Origin of the sequence: Bacillus cereus group sp. BceL062 (genome assembly GCF_051780025.1) — a bacterium.
Taxonomy (GTDB): Bacteria; Bacillota; Bacilli; order Bacillales; family Bacillaceae_G; genus Bacillus_A; species Bacillus_A toyonensis.
Genome location: NZ_JBPWGY010000001.1, coordinates 664,825 through 683,738, shown reverse-complemented (window position 1 = coordinate 683,738; position 18,914 = coordinate 664,825). Strand labels below are relative to the sequence as shown.

Genomic DNA, 18,914 nt, shown 5'->3' with positions numbered 1-18,914 from the left:
CCGCTTGTCCATGTCACTTTGCTCAACGCCTACATTTACTATCAGTAATATAAATTTTTTAGAGGTGAATTATATTGGACGAGTTTTTATCTTCTGCTGCATTAAACCAGAATTCGATTGGACCAACACTCCCACCTATGCAACCTTTTCAATTCCCTACTAGACCGACCGGTAACACCGGACCACCTGGCATTGTTTCAGTTACATTTAACCAAAGTCATATTCCTGCAACTAGCCCAACTAACCTCGTATTACCAGCTATTAGTGTAGGCGTTAATCAAATAGTAAAGTTAGAAGGAGTTTTCAGATCTGATTATGTTTCCCTAAGTCCCCTTACAGAATTTACTGTATCTTCAATTCTCGCTCTAAAAAGAGGCGTCTTTACTATTGCGGTTCAGATGGAGCTTCAAGAAGATATTTAAAAACCAGTAAATGTTTCAACAAATTTAACACACAACGTTTCAATAGTCTGGATAGATACCCCTCCCCCTGGTACTTATGTATACAGGCTATCTCTGAATGCCACGGGAATTGGTACATCCACTAACACTATTAGTGAAAGAAACATAACTGCTACAGTAATAAACATTTAAAGTGTAATTCCTGGTCTATAAATCGTAATATGAAGTAAAACAAAAACAGCTTGTAGAAACAAAGCACCTTATTCCATGTTCTAAATTTTGAATACTAGAGCAGTGCATTTTATACAAACAGTTACGTAGTTTTGTTACGTTTCAAAATTAATCAATAGTAATAAAAATAGATTATTAAATTTGTTAATCCCAATAAATAGCTTTTAAAGTTGCGCTCACTTCCACCATTCATACTGATTTTCACATATTTCATATAAAGTATGAGAATGAGCAGAAAATCAGGTATAACAGCAAAAGATCGTAAAGATGCGGGGAGAAAAGCATTAAAATCGGCAGTTGTTAAAGGTTGGATAAATGTAGGTAAATGGGGATTATTTGGTGACATGGTTGCATTTATGGACAGATATTATACAGGCTATAAGAATTACAATCTTAAAAAGAAAAGAGAAAGAAGGGCTGATAGCAGCTCTTCTTTTTGGTTCTGGTGCAATAAATCTGCTTATAAAAGTCAAAGGGTGCGTCAAGAGTATAATACATAAAAAGACATTCGATTTTTGATTTGAAATAAAGTCACAATGTTTATAAAAGGTTGGATAAATTATTTCTCTAAATTAAAAGATGCTACGTGTGTTTTGATTTATCTCTTTTATAAAATTGTATAACGCTTTACAAAGTAGATTCCTTTTCTCTCTTATCAATATTCATATGTTACAATAGTACCAGTAGTATCAGTGGTACCATTAAAACCATTAAAACAATTAGAACAACCACCACAACTACCACAACCACCACAGCCGCCACAACCAAAACAACCGAAGCAACCAATACAACGGAATCCACCACAACGGAATCCACCACCACCACAACGACCTCCACAACCGCCACAACGACCGCAACCGCCACATCGACGAGCAGCATCTTCAAAATAGTAGTATGGATATTGGTTTTGCTGGTCCCAATACACAATATTTCCAGACTGGTAATCATTAAGGCTTAACGCTTGTAGTTCTTGTTGAAACTTATTCATTTTCATGACCTCCGTTTATAAACTTTAACCTCATCGATGCTTTCCAATATTTCTGTTCGTTAAATCTAAGTAGAAATAACGCTATAAACTAAGTTCAATACGTACACCTATAAAGTATGACCTATCACTAGACGGTGCACCTTGTTCATATACCTATTTTTACTATGGGCTCATGTTTATAAATAGAAATTATAAAATGTGAATTCTTGCGTCATATCTTCATGCTTACTAAGTTCAATTCATTTCTCAATAACCATGATGCCGTATCCTATGTATTCCCGTATGCCGCTTAGATTTTTCTGTACTGTAAATGCCTCTCGTTATAACACTTCCATATACTTTCTGAGAGCACCTTCGGATATTCCTAACTTTTTATATACTTCACTAGGCGAATAAACAATCTAGTCCGTCGTAGCGTCAAAACACCTACTAGTGACAGGATTCAATGACGGTTAAGAAATTCCTACAAAAAAAAGCCCTGATTAGGACTTTTCATTCTACTTTTCCAGCAAGCTCTCCATGAAATTGCTAATTGAAGAAAATTGAAAAAAAGACGCACTTAGATTGATACGTCTTTTTTGCGATACCCCTTTTTTGAAATCATATAAAGAGGTATTATCCATACATATGTATAACAATACCTCTACTCTTTATCCAATTACATCTTTTACTTCTGTATCCACTGGCCATTTTTCTAATGTATAAGCCATTTCCCAAAATGAATATTCATATTGACTACTAATAATGAAATGCTGTTTCATACGCTTCTGATCAGACTCTGTCACTTGTTCAGCGATAGTATCTAATCGTGTAATTTGCTCTTCAACTAAAGTACGGAACCAATCAGATCCATAAGCAGAAATCCACTCTTTATAAATCGGCTCTTCTGGCTGGCATTCTTTTAAACGTTCACCAATTTCATAATATAGCCAGTAGCAAGGTAAAATTGCTGCGATAATATCCCCTAAATGCCCTTCATACGCCGCACGGTACATATGTGAAGTATACGCATATGCAGTTGGAGCAGGGATAAAATGACCTTTTTCTTCTTCCGTAATTCCTAATTTCTTTGCGAAATTCTCATGTAATGATAATTCTGCCTCGTATGTATTTTGAGCATGGTGTGCCATCCGAGCTGTCGTTTCTAATTCTAGAGCCTTTGCAGCTCCTAAAGTTTGTACTCTAGCAAAATGACTTAAATAATATGAATCTTGAAGTACGTAATAACGAAAACTTGCCAAATCTAACGTACCTTCACCAAGTTTTTTTACAAAAGGATGATGAAAACTTGCCTCCCAAATAGAATCTACTTCTTTACGTAATGTTTGTGAAAAAGTCATTTAAATTCCTCCAATAATGTATAAAATATACGTATTTATCCACAGTTATTAAATCTGTAAAACAAAAAAAACTTTCTTTACAGGCGTAAAGAAAGTGAAATAGACAATATTAATGTATTCTTTAAATATAATCGTCTTCCCACTTCCCTACGCTGGTATTAACCAGATCAGGTACTAAGAGTCTCAAAATTATGTTTGATCTCAGCCTACAAAAGGCCCCCCTAGTGGATAAATATTTAGTTGTCGTATTGTAATTATCATAGCATACTTCGTGAAACTATCAAAAGTTTTAATTGTATAATTATCTTAAAAACCTTCTTCTTTCCTCACTCTTAATGAAGTTTCAATTATCATATCTAATAGTTTACTATAATTAATCCCCGCGGCATCTGCACTTTTTGGCAGTAAACTTGATTGGGTCATCCCCGGTAATGTATTAACCTCCATTACATATGGAATTCCGTCCTTCACCATCATATCAACCCTTGCATAAACACTACATTTTAATGCTTTATAACAAGCCAATGACGCTTTATTTACACGTTCCTTAATTTCAGTTGGAAGTTCAATAACTTCTTCAATTGTACTAACATCATCGTATTTTGCATTGTAGTCGAAAAACTCAGCTGCATGTCGAATTGAAACGATAGGTAACTGTTTACCATCAAAAATTGAACATGTAATCTCGTCACCCTTTATATACTTCTCAATTACTACTTCAGAATCCCATTCGAATACAGTTTCCAGCATTGAGATCAATTCATTTTTATCATTGACGATCTTTACGCCAACACTGGAGCCGCCAGAGTTTGGTTTTACCACTAACGGAAATCCTAACTTATCTAAATCATCAAGCTTTAGATCCGCCATTTTTGTAAGTTCAATCCAATCTGGTGTTTCTACTCCTTCATAACGCAAAATCTTTTTCGAAATATTTTTATCCATACATATACCGCTAGATAACATATTGCTGCCGCTATATGGAATACCTAAACTCTCAAGCGTCCCTTGAACCGTACCATCTTCTCCGTATTTTCCGTGTAATGCTAGCAATGCAAAATCAATGTCTTTCGCTTTTTCAATTAAATCCATTTTTTCATTTAACGTAATTGGAACGATTTCATACTTATTTTTATCTAAATGTGCAATCATTTCATTTCCAGTCATAATTGATACTTGTTTTTCAGAGGATACTCCTCCCATAATAACGCCAATTCTCATTTTCTCAACTCCAAGTTTCATTTTTTAAAGTTTCACCAATTATTTGAATCCCACTAACTATTTCCTTCTCCTTCAAACGTGAAAAACCTAAGCGGAATGTATTCGCTCCCCCTCCATCAGAATAAAAAACATCTCCAGGAGAAAACGTTACACCTTTCTCATAACACTTTTGTAAAAGTGTGCGAGCGTGAATTTTCTCTTCCAACTCTATAAACAAATGAAGTCCGCCATCTCCAGTCATCCTTTTAAACGGAATGTACTGATTGCAAGCCCCAACGGCTAACTCATATTTTTTCTTGTAAACAGATCTTGCCTTTTTCAAATATTTTTCAAAATATCCTTCATGTAAATATTGAAACAGAACAGCTTGATCTAACGTAGATGTGTGAATGGTTCGTGCTCTTTTAACACTTTCTAAATAATGAATCAGTTCTTTATCGGCAATAATCCACCCTACACGTAAACCAGGGAAAAGTACCTTCGAAAAGCTACTAATATAAATCACATTATTACCAGCCCCAGCAAAAGTTAATAATGGCGATAAATGTGAACCTGAATAACGTAATTCTTCATTAAATCCGTCCTCTATAATAGGAACCTTATATTTCGAAAATAACCGCATCAATTCCGTTCTTTTCTCCGAACTTGTAACAATACCAGTTGGATTATGATAAGAAGGAATTAAATACGCAAAATCAAAATCCTTTTCACGTAAACTTTTTTCTACTTCAGTCGTATCAATACCATCTTCATTCATATCTATCCCATGAACTTCAAGTCCATGTAAACGAAAAAGTTTCAATGCAGCATGGTGAGTTGGATTCTCACAAATCACACGCCCTGATTTTTTCGCTAAGGAAGATAGTACAATATCTAATCCTTCTGTAAATCCATTTGTAATTAAAATATCTTTGTTCGAAATATCTACACCTTTCATTTCCATGTAATGAAGTAGATATTTCATTAACGGTCGGTAACCTTTTGCATATCCGTAGTTCAATACGATATCCCCTTCAATGGACATACGAGTAAGAAAAGCTCTTTTGAAATTTTCAACATCAAATAGCTTTTCGTCCGGGGCTATACTATTAAAAACAACCATTCCTTTTTCCCAGCGAACTCCATGCTTCATTAAGTCTAATTCATCCGCTAATGTGGTAACTGTATTAAGTTTATTTTTCCAATCTATTTCAACAGACGAGGTGTTAGATATATCCACCTTCGCAACGAAATTTCCTTTTCCTTTAACTGCATAAATAAGTCCTTCTTGTTCTAAATCCGCATAAGCAGAGAGTACTGTATTTCTGCTCATTGATAATAATTCACTCAGTTCCCTTGTTGATGGGATTTTTTGATCACCGAGCAAATGCCCTTTCATAATCATCTTTTTAAAATAATCCTTTAATTGAATATAAACGGGACGATCTTTTACAACTTTAAAATCTTTAAACAATTTCTTACCCCCTGCAATTATTTTTGCATATTTATTTCATTCTCAAAAGGTCCACTACATATGTATTTTTTATTAACAGCGGTACGGTCTTATAAAGTGAAACTTTAATCCGTGGGAATTTTATTCATCCCCCACCGATTTTTAGCCCGAATCGGACATATATGGGCAAAAAGGCTCCCACCTAACTTTTTTTCTCCATCCGAATTTTGAAGGTGTGAATTTTACTTCTATAAATCTCTACGATATAAGTTAATTACATCTTTTAAAGCAGCTGCTGCGGCTCCGCGTGGATTAGAAGCTCCACCAATTGTAGTAACTTGTCCCATTGTATCTGTAAAGAATGTTATTCCTTTTTCAGTTCCATTTACTTTTGCTAGTGGATGGTCTTTTTCTATTTCAAGCGGTTCTACATTAAGATTCACTTTACCATCCATATCCTTATATGCTGAAGCTATTAATTTAATATAATTGTTTTGTTCCTTAGCATGTCGAATTTGTTGTTTTGTAACATTTTCGATTCCTTTTATATGCATATCAGTAAGCATATTCTCAACACCCATCAAGCTGTTTGCCAAAAGTAATAATTTACACGCACTATCCGAACCACTTACATCTAATATTGGGTTCGTCTCAGCAATTCCTTTATTTTGCGCTTCTTTCAGTGCTTCTTCAAACGTAACATCTTCTTCATACATTTTTGTAAGAATATAATTAGTTGTCCCGTTTAATATTCCTTCTATTTTTTCAATATTGCAGCCAGCCAAACTAAATTGTCCAATATCTAATGTCGGTAGTGCTGCAGCAGTTGCGCCACTATAGCGAATTCGTACATTCGCTTCTTTTGCTGCTGCCTTTATTTCTCTCCAGTTAGTAACGAGTGCACCTTTTGAAATTGCAACAATATCCATATGTTTCTCAATCGCTTGTTTTATATATTTTTTTCCCGGATTTCCATCTTTAAGATTTGTAACTGTTGATTCTACCAATACAGTACCACTTATCCCTCTTGTTGCACGGTCTTTCGGGTGATGTTCTATATACTTTTCAATTGATGCAGTACCGCTACCATACATTAATAAATGATGAATAGACAAACCTTCCTCATTATGTATTGCAATATTTCTACCTAATACGCCACTTACAACTAAATGGATTCCATATGTTTCGTATATATATAAATATTTTTCGTTTACCAATTTTATAAACTCTCTTCCTACTGTCCCGTATCCTGATAAAACAACTTGTATTTTCATAATATCCCCCCATATTTTTCTTCCATATCCCTCTTTCAATATAATATAAAGCGCTCCCGAATTCCATCGAGAACGCTTTATTATTAACTATTGCGGTAACCGTGATAACTTTTCTGCAACTGTTCTATAAAACTCTTGAATATTAGAAAAACCTAACGTGTCTGAAACGCTTAGTCCTACCATGTCTAAATGATCCCAATTTTCTTTCGTTTCAATATGATTCCATTTTCCAACCTGTAAAAACTCATTATTATTTACAGCAATACTAGTTGAAGGCGCAATCATAGAATTTGTATTTACTACACCGTCATTTTGCCACCAAGATGTATCAATTAATGGGCGATTTTCTTCAAATCTTGCATAGGAACCTAAGAAAAATGCATTCCCCATTAATACTTTGTTCATTGTAATATGAGGTAGTTGTAAACCGGTTATAGGTGCTGCTTGTGATGCATGTCCACTATACGATAAGTAATACACATCCGATTGCGTCTTTACCCAACTATTTAACTCCCTTGCTCCATCAGTACTTAAATCCCATTGACTAATATCTTTTGTATTTTCCCAAATTGAACTATTTAAAATCCGATCAGTATATTGGAAGAAGGACTCTCCAGCGTTTTTTTTCATACCCCATTGGTCCAATTTAAAATCATATAATGATAAATTATTGTTTCCTCCTAAACTCGCAGCTGTAATGAGTAAATCTTTAACGAACGGCAATAGAAGACTTCCGTCCGCGAGTGTTGTGCCATTATGAGGAGTTGCTAAAGTTGTAACACTATGAACATACGATTTACCGCCTTCAAATAGTGGTGATATCTTTGCGTTCGGATGATTTTTCACATAGTCTTTTTCTTCATAACTGCCTTCTTTTAATAACTGCACTAATGTTCTTGTCGTTTGTCCACCCATGCTATGCCCAACTAAATGAACTTTATTTGCTTCACTCCAATTCGGTACAAATCCACTATAAGTTCTACCAAAACGATTATGTCCATGTTTCTCAGCGTGTGCCGCACCATAGTCTACAATTCCACCGTTAATTTGTGCATATAATTCACATGCACGGTCCCAGTTACTGGAAACAGGACCAACAGCAGCCGTATGTACTGTATAACCATTTCTTTTTAAATCTTCCTGTATATCATGAACACCACCCCAATATTTTACCCCTAACATTTCTTCCCTACCCCATCCAGCAAATCCATTCACTAAAATGATAGGATAATTATTTTGTTGCCTCTCTTCAGCGTAAGTTGTTTTCGCTATGAATGAACAAACAGTCACTAATGTGAAAAAACATACTTTTAAAAATAACTTCCCCATACTTTCTCCCCCTAATTAAACGCTTTCATTTTTCTATAAAAAATATTGACACATTCAGTTTTTAACTTACACATAATGTAAAGTATTTTATATACGTTGTATATATAGAAAACATACACAAATGTTGATAAATATTAATTCAAGTAAACATTTGCTTTTTACAATATAACTTGTAAATCTGATTATTTGAATTTATAATTGAATGTAGTTTCCTCATGTTACGTGGATTTAAAAATCATAAGAAAACTAATTTTATTGCTTGAAAAGGAGGAAAAAACATGCAAATCGGATCAAACATTCATACATTAGCTCAACCTACTAAAATAACTCCATCTAACCTTGAGCATAATACTATCTCTTCTACTAAACTTGAAGGTAAGAAAGCAAATGATCCTATCAAGTTCGATATTCGTTCATCTGAAAAAGAAATGAAACAGCCTGAGCATAAATTTAACGAATTAGATTTATGGAAGATGTTAAAGGATAAAGGTGTTCCATTATGGATCATCCTTGAAATGCTACAAAAGTCTCGTAAAGAAAAAGAAGCTCAAAGTAATTCGGTTCAAAACCCAAATGTGATTGAGGAAACAAACGAGACTCGATTAAATGAAGTAATGTAATCTAAATGGCATAAAACTAAAAAGGGTTCGAGGTTGATAAAGTTTCTATCAACCTCGAACTCTTTTTAAGATTTTTCTCCAATCGTTACAAACTGAAAAGATACTTCTCCTTCCAAACCTTTAATTAGCTTTTTTACTTTGACATTTTCATTAACCATTGTATTATCTGTCGACATTTTAGGTTTTTCGTCACCTAAAGATTTCTTAAATTGAAGAAGATGCATTTTCGTTTCTTTTGCTTTTATTTCCTTATATACACTATTTTTTGCTACGATCACATACGATTGCGTTGGATATTTACGATTGTTACCTATCCAAGCGTCACTATCGTATGTAACAGCAATCTCTTTTCCTTCTATTTTAATACTTTTCATAGTCTTTTCGTCTTCACTTGTAAACAGTAGCGATCCTTCTTTTGGGAATTTCGGTAACGTATCTATAATATAATCGGAGTCATTATCTCGTTTACGAAAAACTTTTTCTTTAATCAACGCTAGTGCTGTAGATTCATTTAAAATTAAGACATGTCCATTTCCAACTTCACTTTTTTTCACAGAAAACACTTCATTTTCTTTCGTAATTTCCTGATAATGATTAATAATTGGTGAAATATTATTTTCATCTCCAATAATTAATACACCGTTTGCAGGGAATGCGTTGTCCTTTTTAGAGCATGCACTAAAGCTTATTAAAAGTATTATAGTTAACATAAAAATAGTTAAAGTTCTTTTCATCACGGTTCCTTTCATAATTCATATCATTTTTTACATGTTTTTTTGTAATTTTATTAGTTAATATCCTCTATCTCGCATTAACGGGCAGTAAGACCCCCACCTCAAAATTCAGCGAGAGCAAAGAAGTTAGGTGGGGGCTCAACTGCCCGCAAAAGCCCGATTGGTGAAGGCTAATAATCAGTGGGGGATGAAGGAAACCCCCACTGATTAAAGTTTCACTTTATTGCTCCATAGTCTTATAAAGCTTTTGTAGGTAACGCCAACGAGTGATAAAAAAATATAAAACTTGTATACATATAAATGAAATTAAAATAAAGATCGAGCTGTTTAAAATAGAAAAACTGACTAATTGTTGCAGTGCCGTATACGCAACTACAGTATGAATCACTGCAATGATAATTGGTAAGAAGAACATTAATACTAACTGTCTCGTTACAACTTTTTTTAACTCTCGTTTACTTAATCCCATTTTCGAAATCATTTTATATTGTTGTTGATCACGGTCCAAATCAGTATATAATCGGAAATAAATAAAACTAGCAGCAAATGTAAAGAAGACGATTCCGACTAAAACACTTGCCATGAGTAATAAACCATTCTTTTGCTTTGCCTCTAACAAGTTTAATGTTAAAGCTTCAAAGTAGAAATCTCTGTCCCTAAGATCTTTATCGAGTATACTCTTTAATTGATTTGAAATCTCTTTCGTTTTTATCCAATCATCTACAACAAATCCATAAGTACGATGTTGAATATTTTCATCTTGTGGATTACTCGTCAGAGGAATTTCATCATACACATGATCTTGAACAGCAATATAAATACTACTAGAATCATGTGGTAAAACTAGATCCCCCACAGTTTTTTTTACACGAAATGTCTTTGTCCAATCTCCTTGAATAACTTCAATATTTTTTTTATAGTCACCATTTTTAAATTCTTGTTTTTGTGACACCCTCCCAGGGATTAGTAAAATTTCATCTTCTTTTTCAATCGTTTCTTGTTGATACCCTAGTGCTCTCGTAAGTTCGTTATATTCACTTAATTTCAATACATTTACGTTACTTTCTGTAAATTTACTTGAAGATGAAGCCATTCGGTACGGAATATTTGCATCAGAGAGATGTTTTTTTATAATAGAGAGATGTTTATCTACTAATTTGTTGTTTTCAGAGCTTTCATACAGAAATGTATATGGGTTTGTCATCCACACTAAATTCCTATTACCAAGAGCGGCTGTTGTACCTATTGCTGTAAATGCAACTGCTGAAATAATAGATACTATAAAAAACATCGTTGCATTATCTTTCATACGGTAAATCAATTCTGAAAATGTTAATATATTTGTTCGCTTTAAAAAGAAAGATTCTCTCCTTTTAGCAAGATACAATATATAAACGCTATACTGTGTATATAAAAAGTATGTTCCTATAATGACTAGAAGTACACCCATTCCGAGCGTAATAAAATTAATACTTGGGATAAAGCGAAATACTGAAATATATCCATAGCCTATACTAATTAAAGAAAGTAGCGATAATAAAATGGAAAATTTCGGTTCAGGCTTTGGCTTTTCCTCTGCTTGAATAAGTTCCACAAGTTCCGTTACTTTTATCATTTTAAAAGTAACAAGCGAAACGATTAAAAATAAGAAAAGAAATGTGATGAGTGTTAATAGTACGGCCTTCACTGGTATATAAAAAGGTAAGCCATTACTAATCATTAATACACTTGCACTAATCAATAATACTAGTTTAGAAAATATGAGACCGATGAAAATCCCTATACAAATTGACCCAAGTCCAATTAACATATTTTCAATTAATAATAATTTCTTTAGTTGCCTCATTGACATACCTTGCATCATTAAAATGCCAAATTCTTTCTTACGCGTTTTTAAAAATGAACTTACTGAATATAGAATAAAGAAAAATGAAAAGACAAATATCAAGCCTTGCGAAACTGTAAATCCTAATGTACCAAATGCACTTATTGTTGCACTTGTCGATTTCAACTCCCCTTGTAAATCAGGATGAAATAACAAAAGGGCATACGTAAAGAAAATCATAATAGAAAATGTACAACTTAAAAAATGAGCAGCATATGTACGCTTATTACGAAAAATATTATTAAATGCGAACTGACGAAAAGTCATGCCTTTTCCCTCCTAACAAAGAAAGGACATCCATAATCTTTTGATAAAAGGCTTGCCTGCTTTCACCACAATAAATTTCATTATATAATTGACCATCTTTAATAAATATAACTCTGCTGCAAAAGCTCGCTGCATACGGATCATGTGTAACTAACATCATCGTTGCTTTTTCTTCTTTATTAAGAGTATCGAGCATCTCCATTACATCATTTGAAGATTTAGAGTCTAAATTCCCTGTCGGTTCATCTGCAAGTAATAATTGCGGTTTATGAACGATAGCACGAGCGATTGCAGTTCTTTGAGCTTGCCCCCCTGATATTTCAAACGTTCTTTTACTCAATATATCTGCAATATTTAATTTCTCTGCAATATCTTCCACTCGTTTGTTCATTTCTTGTACAGATACACCATCTAGTGTCATCGGCAATACAATGTTTTCTTTCACTGTAAGTGTGCTAAGTAAATTAAATGATTGAAAAACAAATCCTAATTGTTTCCTACGAAATAAAGCTAAACTGTCTGATGATAACTGGAAAGGATTTGTACCATTTATTAATATTTCTCCCGATGTAGGAGAATCAATAGTAGATACCATATTTAATAACGTTGTTTTCCCGCTTCCTGATGGTCCCATAATCCCTACAAATTCACCTTCTTGAATTGATAAATCAATATCTACCAATGCCTTAAAAGGTATTTTCCCTTTATATACTTTACTAATACTTTTTGCATGTAAAATTTCCATTTATATTCTCCCTTCATTTCCACTGCTCACTATAAAGTGTAAATGAATTGTCTTATAGCACATATTGATTCATCTTTCATTTATCTTACACGCTTGTAAGATTTCTAAAAAAACTGATAACAAATCTATTTCCAATATATAATCAATGTATATCTATCTTATAATATTTGTATAGTGGTATGGAATACAATGCTTCTTATTTCTAGTCGCTGAAACAACTTGTATTCTTTATTAGCAACATGCAATATATTATAAAGAATAACTATACAACTTCAAAACAATGAATAACAACTTATCATATAGTACGAAAAAAAGCTCAGAGTTTTAGCTCTAAGCCTTTTTACTGATTTCATATGCAATATAGCTCCCTTCAAAGAGCTATATTTTTTATCCACTCTGATTTACTCAATACATAATGATTATATAGTTGATTTTCTATCGTCTGTTCACTCATATAAGTAAACCCACATTTTTCAATAACTTTATTTGATGGTACATTGTTAATTAAAGCTATCGCATTTAAGACATCTAAAGTGGTGTTTTTAAACAAATAGTCAATTAAGCCTTTAGTCGCTTTTGTAGCATAGCCAGTATTTTGATATTCACTTGAGATAGCATACATTATCTCTCTGTTTGGTGTAGGGAGTTCTTCTTTAATACCTGTGCAGCACCATCCAATGAATTCATTTGTAGCTTCCTTAAATATTCCTAGCTTTAACATATGATTATCTATGTTATTCGTAGTTTTCACTGCCTCAAGAAATGCTTTGTTTGCTGGTATTTCATCATTGATAATCCAATTAACCCTCTGTTCTTTCGTTGATTTCCAGTCTGGCAAAAATTTTTCTATTTCCGGTTGATTCGATATTTTATAAATACTCTCAGCATCTTTCATAGTAAACTCTTGTAGGTATATATCTCCACAGTCTATTCTAAATAACTTAGTTGAACTCTCTGCTCCCATGTTAATCCCCCTAAATAATTATAGCGCCTTAATCTGTTTCGTAAGTTCTATGAATCGTTCGTCAAGTTTTTTATATTCTTTATCATTAGAAGTTAAAAAGCTTAATTTTCCTAATACTTCTTGTCTCTCTGTTTCTAACGTTAAACGTAGCTCTTCAATTTCATCTCTTGTTTTAGGAGGTTCTTCTAGCTGTTTTTGTATCGTATGATTTGAAAACGCGAGTTTTGTGTTAGTTGTTTTCTCTAGAAAATATCGATCGTGAGAAACGATAACTAGTGTTCCATTATACTCCGCTAATGTATTTTCAAGCTGTTCACGTGAAGGCAGATCAAGGTGATTTGTCGGTTCATCTAAAATGAGTACGTCTTTTTCATCTAAAATATAAACCATTAACTTACATTTCACTCGTTCTCCCATGCTCATATGTTCAATCGGCTCTTTCCATTGAGAAGCTTGGAACCCTAAATGTTTCATTAAATTTTGGACTTTCCCTCTTTCTTCAAATGAATCTTTAAAAAATAAATCTTCTGGCGTTTTATCAAGTGGTAAATCAAATACTTCTTGTGTTAAATAACCGATGTTTGCAGATGGTGAAACCCATACTTCTCCTTCCACAGTTTCCGTTCCCATAATCATCTTTAGTAATGTTGTTTTCCCACTACCGTTTGGTCCAACAATCGCAACCTTCTCACCGTGCTGAATTGTAAAATTAACGTTTTCAAATAATATTTTTCCATGAAAGTCTTTTTTTAGTTGTTTTACTTCTAAAAAGCGTTTTCCTACTTTTTTACTCGCTTGAATAGAGAACTCAACTGAGTACTCCTCTTTCACACGTTCTACTTTCGTTTTCTCTAGCTCTTTTTCGAGACGTTTTCGTTTTGACTTAACTTGCGCATCCATTCGCTTCGCTTTTACACGATAAAATTCTTTAACACCTTCTTGTTTTGTAGACTGTGCGTGTGCCTTTTGTGACCATGAACTTAATTCTTTTATATGTGTTTCTACTTGTTCAATCTTCTTTTGCTGCTTTTCATATTCACGTTGTTGCGTCAGTCTTTTTTGCTCACGTGCTTTCATATAACTCGTATAATTACCGCTATGCTCAATTAATTTTTTATCCTCAATTGACCATATTTTTGTTGCGACAACATCTAAAAAATATCGATCATGCGATACAACGATAACTGTACCTTTCATATTTTTTATTTGTTTAATGAGAAATTCCGTACTCATCTCATCTAAATGATTTGTCGGTTCGTCTAATATTAAGACATTAGGATTTTTCGCAAATCCTTTCGCTAAGCGAACTTTCAGCTTTTCACCACCACTTAAAGTATGAAAATCGTTCGTTGGCACGCCCCATTTTGCAAGAAGCTCTGCTTCTTTTGCAATCACTTCCTTACTAATAAAAGATTCTATTTCTTGTTCAACATATGCTGTTGTCATATTCATTTGCTGCCACTCAACATTTCCTTTTGATGGCTCAATCTTCCCAATTATTAATTGAAGTAACGTTGATTTACCAGCACCATTTTTACCAATTAATCCGATTACATCCCCTTGTTTTACTACTACATTCATTTTTTCTAACAAAGCATTTTCCTTTATATCAACATACACATCATTTAATTTTAAAAGCTCTTTCATATTACCGATCCCTTTCATAAAGGGAGAACAAAAAAATCCTCCCAAAGTAATTTTGGCAGGATTAGTCATTACATTATTTATACCCAAATAAGCTATTACGCAAATCAAATAGCAATACCGTTGAATGGAATTGGGCAGACTAATCCTATTTTTTACAAATTGAAATTTATTTAATTTCAACATTTAAAAATAAGATTAGTTAATCATCGTCCACCCATCATTCCTTTCCGTCGTTAGTAACCATATTGTACCATAATAGTACTGTATGAGTAAATGTAATTATATGTGCTTTTAAAAAGATTGCTTTCTTTAAGGTCTATTTATCAATTCTAAACTTCATATTGAACAAGCATACACCACATTTGTTGTACTACTTGTTTTAGATTCCCCTAGTAATAAAATTCTAAACATCCCCCTCTTATATAATTTTTATATAGATTCATCATAAATCATATATTATACATACTAAATTTCAGTTCTTATAATAAAGGTATCATTTTTAAGGGGGGATTCTACAATGGAATTTAGCAAACTCGGAAACAGTGGGTTAACAGTAAGTAAGATTGCATACGGGAACTGGATAAACCATGGCGGAAAGGTAAATGAAGATACTGCAAATAATTGTGTGAAAACCGCACTAGATGTCGGAATTACAACGTTTGATACTGCTGATGTTTATTCGGACACGATAGCCGAAGAAGTACTAGGCCGGTCTTTAAAAGACATACGGAGAGAAAGTATAGAACTATGTACAAAAGTATGTCATCCGACCGGACCTGGAAAAAATGATCGTGGATTGTCGCGAAAACATATTATTGAAAATTGTAATGCATCATTAAAACGGTTGCAGACAGACTACATTGATGTCTATTATGCACATAGATTTGATACAACAACTCCCCTTGAAGAAACGATGTTAGCTTTTGCTGATCTTGTAAGACAAGGTAAAGTCCTTTACTTAGGCATAAGTGAGTGGACATCAGAACAAATCACCCGTGGTGCAGCACTTGCACGAGAATTAAGCATTCCACTTATCGCTAGCCAACCTCAATATTCGATGTTGTGGCGAGTTATTGAAACTGATGTAATACCAACATGTCAACGTGAGGGACTTGGTCAAGTTGTTTGGTCTCCCCTTGCACAAGGTATTCTCACAGGAAAATATCAACCTGGTAAACCATTGCCGAATCAATCACGTGCTAACTCTGATGCTGGTAAACCATTTTTCCAAAAACTCGTGCAACGCTGGATGAGCGATGATGTACTCAATGCAATTCAGAAACTTAATCCCATCGCGCAAGAAACTAATCTTACCTTACCTCAACTTGCAGTTGCTTGGGTATTACAAAATCCAGCTGTTTCCTCTGCAATTATTGGTGCATCAAATCCAGAGCAAATAAGAGAAAACGTAATTGCTTCTAGCGTTAAATTACAACCTGAAATTATGGATCAAATTGATGGTGTACTAAAAGATTTCATTGAGTATGATCCGAGCAAAACAGGTTAAAACACCTTTTTGTTCTACCTATAAAGAAGCTTTCCTTTTCAAATCTACACTGCCCATCCTATACAGATGGGTTATTATCTTTTACATTCACATTGTGAAGTTGTATAAACCTCTCTAACAACAGTTAAAAAGTTCTCTAACACAACAGACTGTTCATCTAGTCTCCATCCAGCATATAAATTTATTTTTGGGGTATTTTCTTGAATTTCTTTATATATAACTCCCGTTTTTTTATAACTTTCCACTGATGACGGAACGACAGAAATCCCCATTCCTGCTGCAACTAAATTCACAATCGTTTGCATTTGAATCGCTTCTTGAACAATATTTAAACTTACTCCATGTTCCCAAAAGTAACTAATAATTACATCATAAAAGTTTGTACCAAAATGACGTGGAAATAAAATAAATGGTTCATCCACTAATGATTTAATTGGAATGTTACGTAACATAACGAAAGGGTGCTCTTCATGCAAAACCAATTTTAAATATTCTACAGAACAAACTTCGGAAGTTAAAATTTCATTATTCTGCTTGGAACGAATAAATCCAATATGAATTTGTTTTTCATAGAGTGCTTTTATTTGTTGATCTGTTGTCATTTCGCGTAATATAAGCTGAATTTTAGGAAACCGTTATAAATTTTTTTAATACATTTATAACGGTTTCTGTAGAATCGACAAACCCAATTATTAAATGTCCTATCTTTCCTTCATCCGCAAGCTGTGTTTCTTTAATCGTTCTATCAACTTGAAGCAGCGTTTGTTGCGCACCTTCTAAAAATATTTTCCCGGCATCGGTAAGCTCAACCATTCTCTTTGTCCAGTAAAAAAGTTGAACCCCTAATTCATCTTCTAATTTACGAATCTCTTGGCTTAAAGGCGGTTGTGCCATCATAAGACGCTCTGCTGCACGACTAAAGTTTAATTCTTCTGCCACTGTTATGAAATATTTCATTTTTCGAATATCCATTACAATCCCCCTAACATTCACAACTAGTAAAAAATCCCTCCTTCTAATAAATTGTAAATAAAAACAGGAGGAAACTATATCAATCCCTTTTCTTTTTTATCATAAATCATTTCATTGTAAATACGAGATGAAAATCATTAAAAATTCTAAATTACAAGTATAAGAGTGAATGTTATCCTCAAGAGCATCTTATGATAAGTTGAATTATGTGTTTTCAGCAATTTTATTACTTGCATTTATTATTTCATTTACCATTTTGGTTGAGTAACTAGTTTTGATATTTTATTCACCTAATTATAAAAACAAAGCACCATTCGTTATTCAATATTTTTTTATTGTTTTTCGATAAAATTCGATTGATTATTTTTCCTTAATAAGCTATTATAAGTTTACAGAAAATATTAAAGTAAGGATTGAATTTATGGACAAGACATTAAAAATCATAAAATCAAATATGTTTTTAAGGATTTTTCTCATCCCGATTATAGTAGGGGTTTTTGTTGGTATACTAACTAAATTGGGGCAGGGTATACTTCCAGGACATTGGAATTCATTAGCTAATCTAGGAAGTGTTTGGTTAGTTCCATCCTTTTTTGTGGCTAGTCTTAGTTATTCTAAGCGTACAGCTATGCTTTCCGGTATACTTGCGCTGCTAGGTATGGTTTTAGGCTATTATGGTTATGCAATAATTATTAAAAATGTAGCTCACTCTATTTATTTTATATCTGTATGGATTGTATGTGCATGTATAGGAGGAACTATCTTTGGAATTGCAGGTTTTCTATGGAAAGATACTACAAATCCACTTCATAAATTCGGAAGCGCACTTTTAAGTGGAGTTTTTGTAACGGATGGACTTCACATTCTTTTAAATTTTGACGACTATAGTCACATGTTACCTGTTGGATATACCGAAGTCATAGTTGGGATTATCTTGATTCTTGTATTAGAACACTCTAATGCTAATCGAATTTCTTCTTTTTTAATGATGATTCCTATCATTATTTTAGGGTTAATTGGATATAAAGTATTAAGTTTGCTTACTTAATTACAATACTATATCATGAAAAAAAATAAACGACTAACTCTATTATAATCCACAAAATTTATCACGAATTCGTACATTATACTTATTAATGTTGATGCACTTATTCATAGGATGGATTCATGAAGCTATCTCTTTCAAAGGGGTGGATTTTTTCTTACAAAAACTATTTATCAGCTTTTTATTAAATCCTTCTAATTTAACAATCGTATTTATTAGCGTTTCATTATACATACCAAGATGACCTTTTACCATTTCAAATAATCGCTATAAAATAAGGCTAAAAAACTTATCTTCAAAGTTCTTTAGCCT

The 18,914-nt window shown here is 33.2% G+C and carries 16 protein-coding genes, 2 pseudogenes and 1 riboswitch; of the genes and pseudogenes, 5 read left to right on the top strand and 13 right to left on the bottom strand.

Features of this window, described 5'->3' with window-relative positions; all coding sequences use genetic code 11:
- The first annotated feature begins 74 nt into the window (after positions 1 to 74).
- Positions 75 to 422: an exosporium leader peptide-containing protein gene (locus ACS2MN_RS03355; protein ID WP_000343263.1), complete on the top strand. Its 348-nt coding sequence runs from the start codon at positions 75 to 77 to the stop codon at positions 420 to 422.
- A 437-nt stretch (positions 423 to 859) separates the two neighbouring features.
- Complete coding sequence (locus ACS2MN_RS03350; protein ID WP_000088128.1) at positions 860 to 1,132, top strand: hypothetical protein; 273 nt, start codon at positions 860 to 862, stop codon at positions 1,130 to 1,132.
- A 155-nt stretch (positions 1,133 to 1,287) separates the two neighbouring features.
- Here the strand turns inward: ACS2MN_RS03350 and ACS2MN_RS03345 are convergent, their stop codons facing one another.
- From ACS2MN_RS03345 to ACS2MN_RS03315, 7 genes and pseudogenes are all read right to left on the bottom strand, one after another.
- On the bottom strand, positions 1,288 to 1,626 hold the full coding sequence (locus tag ACS2MN_RS03345; RefSeq protein WP_346994178.1) for a heterocycloanthracin/sonorensin family bacteriocin: 339 nt from the start codon (positions 1,624 to 1,626) through the stop codon (positions 1,288 to 1,290).
- Between the two features lie 236 nt (positions 1,627 to 1,862).
- Positions 1,863 to 2,021 (bottom strand): annotated as a pseudogene (locus ACS2MN_RS03340) (DUF3967 domain-containing protein); the annotation flags it as partial.
- A gap of 249 nt (positions 2,022 to 2,270) precedes the next feature.
- The gene (gene tenA / locus ACS2MN_RS03335) at positions 2,271 to 2,960 is read right to left on the bottom strand and encodes a thiaminase II (protein ID WP_000144531.1); all 690 of its coding nucleotides are present in this window, start codon (positions 2,958 to 2,960) and stop codon (positions 2,271 to 2,273) included.
- A gap of 127 nt (positions 2,961 to 3,087) precedes the next feature.
- Positions 3,088 to 3,193: riboswitch (TPP riboswitch) on the bottom strand.
- Positions 3,194 to 3,266: 73 nt separating this feature from the next.
- Positions 3,267 to 4,181 carry a D-alanine--D-alanine ligase gene (gene ddlB, locus ACS2MN_RS03330; RefSeq protein ID WP_002043544.1) on the bottom strand — a complete coding sequence of 305 codons (915 nt, stop codon included), beginning with the start codon at positions 4,179 to 4,181 and terminating at the stop codon, positions 3,267 to 3,269.
- Between the two features lie 4 nt (positions 4,182 to 4,185).
- Entirely contained in the window at positions 4,186 to 5,634 is a 1,449-nt protein-coding gene (locus ACS2MN_RS03325) for a PLP-dependent aminotransferase family protein (RefSeq protein ID WP_346994179.1), read from the bottom strand.
- Positions 5,635 to 5,861: 227 nt separating this feature from the next.
- Positions 5,862 to 6,887, bottom strand: coding sequence for a homoserine dehydrogenase (locus tag ACS2MN_RS03320; protein WP_000701776.1), 1,026 nt, complete (start codon positions 6,885 to 6,887; stop codon positions 5,862 to 5,864).
- An 87-nt stretch (positions 6,888 to 6,974) separates the two neighbouring features.
- On the bottom strand, positions 6,975 to 8,216 hold the full coding sequence (locus tag ACS2MN_RS03315) for an esterase/lipase family protein (protein ID WP_088056201.1): 1,242 nt from the start codon (positions 8,214 to 8,216) through the stop codon (positions 6,975 to 6,977).
- Positions 8,217 to 8,494: 278 nt separating this feature from the next.
- Between ACS2MN_RS03315 and ACS2MN_RS03310 the strand changes: the two genes are divergently transcribed.
- The gene (locus ACS2MN_RS03310) at positions 8,495 to 8,836 is read left to right on the top strand and encodes a DUF3914 domain-containing protein (RefSeq protein ID WP_001165487.1); all 342 of its coding nucleotides are present in this window, start codon (positions 8,495 to 8,497) and stop codon (positions 8,834 to 8,836) included.
- Positions 8,837 to 8,901: 65 nt separating this feature from the next.
- Here ACS2MN_RS03310 and ACS2MN_RS03305 read toward each other — a convergent pair whose 3' ends face one another.
- From ACS2MN_RS03305 to abc-f, 5 genes are all read right to left on the bottom strand, one after another.
- Positions 8,902 to 9,570, bottom strand: a complete 669-nt coding sequence (locus ACS2MN_RS03305; protein ID WP_438894659.1) for a lipoprotein BA_5634 family protein — start codon at positions 9,568 to 9,570, stop codon at positions 8,902 to 8,904.
- 220 nt (positions 9,571 to 9,790) lie between these two features.
- On the bottom strand, positions 9,791 to 11,722 hold the full coding sequence (locus ACS2MN_RS03300) for an FtsX-like permease family protein (RefSeq protein WP_000144135.1): 1,932 nt from the start codon (positions 11,720 to 11,722) through the stop codon (positions 9,791 to 9,793).
- The gene (locus ACS2MN_RS03295) at positions 11,697 to 12,467 is read right to left on the bottom strand and encodes an ABC transporter ATP-binding protein (RefSeq protein WP_000404263.1); all 771 of its coding nucleotides are present in this window, start codon (positions 12,465 to 12,467) and stop codon (positions 11,697 to 11,699) included. Before ACS2MN_RS03295 ends, ACS2MN_RS03300 begins: the two co-directional genes overlap by 26 nt.
- 370 nt (positions 12,468 to 12,837) lie before the next feature.
- A complete protein-coding gene (locus tag ACS2MN_RS03290; RefSeq protein ID WP_098709327.1) occupies positions 12,838 to 13,431 on the bottom strand; it encodes a GNAT family N-acetyltransferase in 594 nt (197 codons plus the stop codon).
- A gap of 18 nt (positions 13,432 to 13,449) precedes the next feature.
- Positions 13,450 to 15,078, bottom strand: coding sequence for a ribosomal protection-like ABC-F family protein (gene abc-f / locus ACS2MN_RS03285; RefSeq protein WP_087950325.1), 1,629 nt, complete (start codon positions 15,076 to 15,078; stop codon positions 13,450 to 13,452).
- Positions 15,079 to 15,595: 517 nt separating this feature from the next.
- Between abc-f and ACS2MN_RS03280 the strand changes: the two genes are divergently transcribed.
- Entirely contained in the window at positions 15,596 to 16,585 is a 990-nt protein-coding gene (locus tag ACS2MN_RS03280; RefSeq protein WP_346994180.1) for an aldo/keto reductase family protein, read from the top strand.
- Between the two features lie 74 nt (positions 16,586 to 16,659).
- Here the strand turns inward: ACS2MN_RS03280 and ACS2MN_RS03275 are convergent.
- Positions 16,660 to 17,557, bottom strand: a pseudogene (locus tag ACS2MN_RS03275) (LysR substrate-binding domain-containing protein).
- A gap of 421 nt (positions 17,558 to 17,978) precedes the next feature.
- On the opposite strand from ACS2MN_RS03275, the gene ACS2MN_RS03270 reads away from it, so the two are divergent.
- On the top strand, positions 17,979 to 18,605 hold the full coding sequence (locus ACS2MN_RS03270) for a DUF6518 family protein (RefSeq protein ID WP_000361814.1): 627 nt from the start codon (positions 17,979 to 17,981) through the stop codon (positions 18,603 to 18,605).
- Positions 18,606 to 18,914 lie beyond the last annotated feature (309 nt).

Excerpts from the sequence above, each read along its gene's own strand:
- ACS2MN_RS03350 (WP_000088128.1), top strand. The coding sequence starts at position 860 with ATGAGCAGAAAATCAGGTATAACAGCAAAAGATCGTAAAGATGCGGGG.
- ACS2MN_RS03345 (WP_346994178.1), bottom strand. The coding sequence starts at position 1,626 with ATGAAAATGAATAAGTTTCAACAAGAACTACAAGCGTTAAGCCTTAAT.
- tenA (WP_000144531.1), bottom strand. The coding sequence starts at position 2,960 with ATGACTTTTTCACAAACATTACGTAAAGAAGTAGATTCTATTTGGGAG.
- ddlB (WP_002043544.1), bottom strand. The coding sequence starts at position 4,181 with ATGAGAATTGGCGTTATTATGGGAGGAGTATCCTCTGAAAAACAAGTA.
- ACS2MN_RS03320 (WP_000701776.1), bottom strand. The coding sequence starts at position 6,887 with ATGAAAATACAAGTTGTTTTATCAGGATACGGGACAGTAGGAAGAGAG.
- ACS2MN_RS03315 (WP_088056201.1), bottom strand. The coding sequence starts at position 8,216 with ATGGGGAAGTTATTTTTAAAAGTATGTTTTTTCACATTAGTGACTGTT.
- ACS2MN_RS03310 (WP_001165487.1), top strand. The coding sequence starts at position 8,495 with ATGCAAATCGGATCAAACATTCATACATTAGCTCAACCTACTAAAATA.
- ACS2MN_RS03305 (WP_438894659.1), bottom strand. The coding sequence starts at position 9,570 with ATGAAAAGAACTTTAACTATTTTTATGTTAACTATAATACTTTTAATA.
- ACS2MN_RS03300 (WP_000144135.1), bottom strand. The coding sequence starts at position 11,722 with ATGACTTTTCGTCAGTTCGCATTTAATAATATTTTTCGTAATAAGCGT.
- ACS2MN_RS03295 (WP_000404263.1), bottom strand. The coding sequence starts at position 12,467 with ATGGAAATTTTACATGCAAAAAGTATTAGTAAAGTATATAAAGGGAAA.
- ACS2MN_RS03290 (WP_098709327.1), bottom strand. The coding sequence starts at position 13,431 with ATGGGAGCAGAGAGTTCAACTAAGTTATTTAGAATAGACTGTGGAGAT.
- abc-f (WP_087950325.1), bottom strand. The coding sequence starts at position 15,078 with ATGAAAGAGCTTTTAAAATTAAATGATGTGTATGTTGATATAAAGGAA.
- ACS2MN_RS03280 (WP_346994180.1), top strand. The coding sequence starts at position 15,596 with ATGGAATTTAGCAAACTCGGAAACAGTGGGTTAACAGTAAGTAAGATT.
- ACS2MN_RS03270 (WP_000361814.1), top strand. The coding sequence starts at position 17,979 with ATGGACAAGACATTAAAAATCATAAAATCAAATATGTTTTTAAGGATT.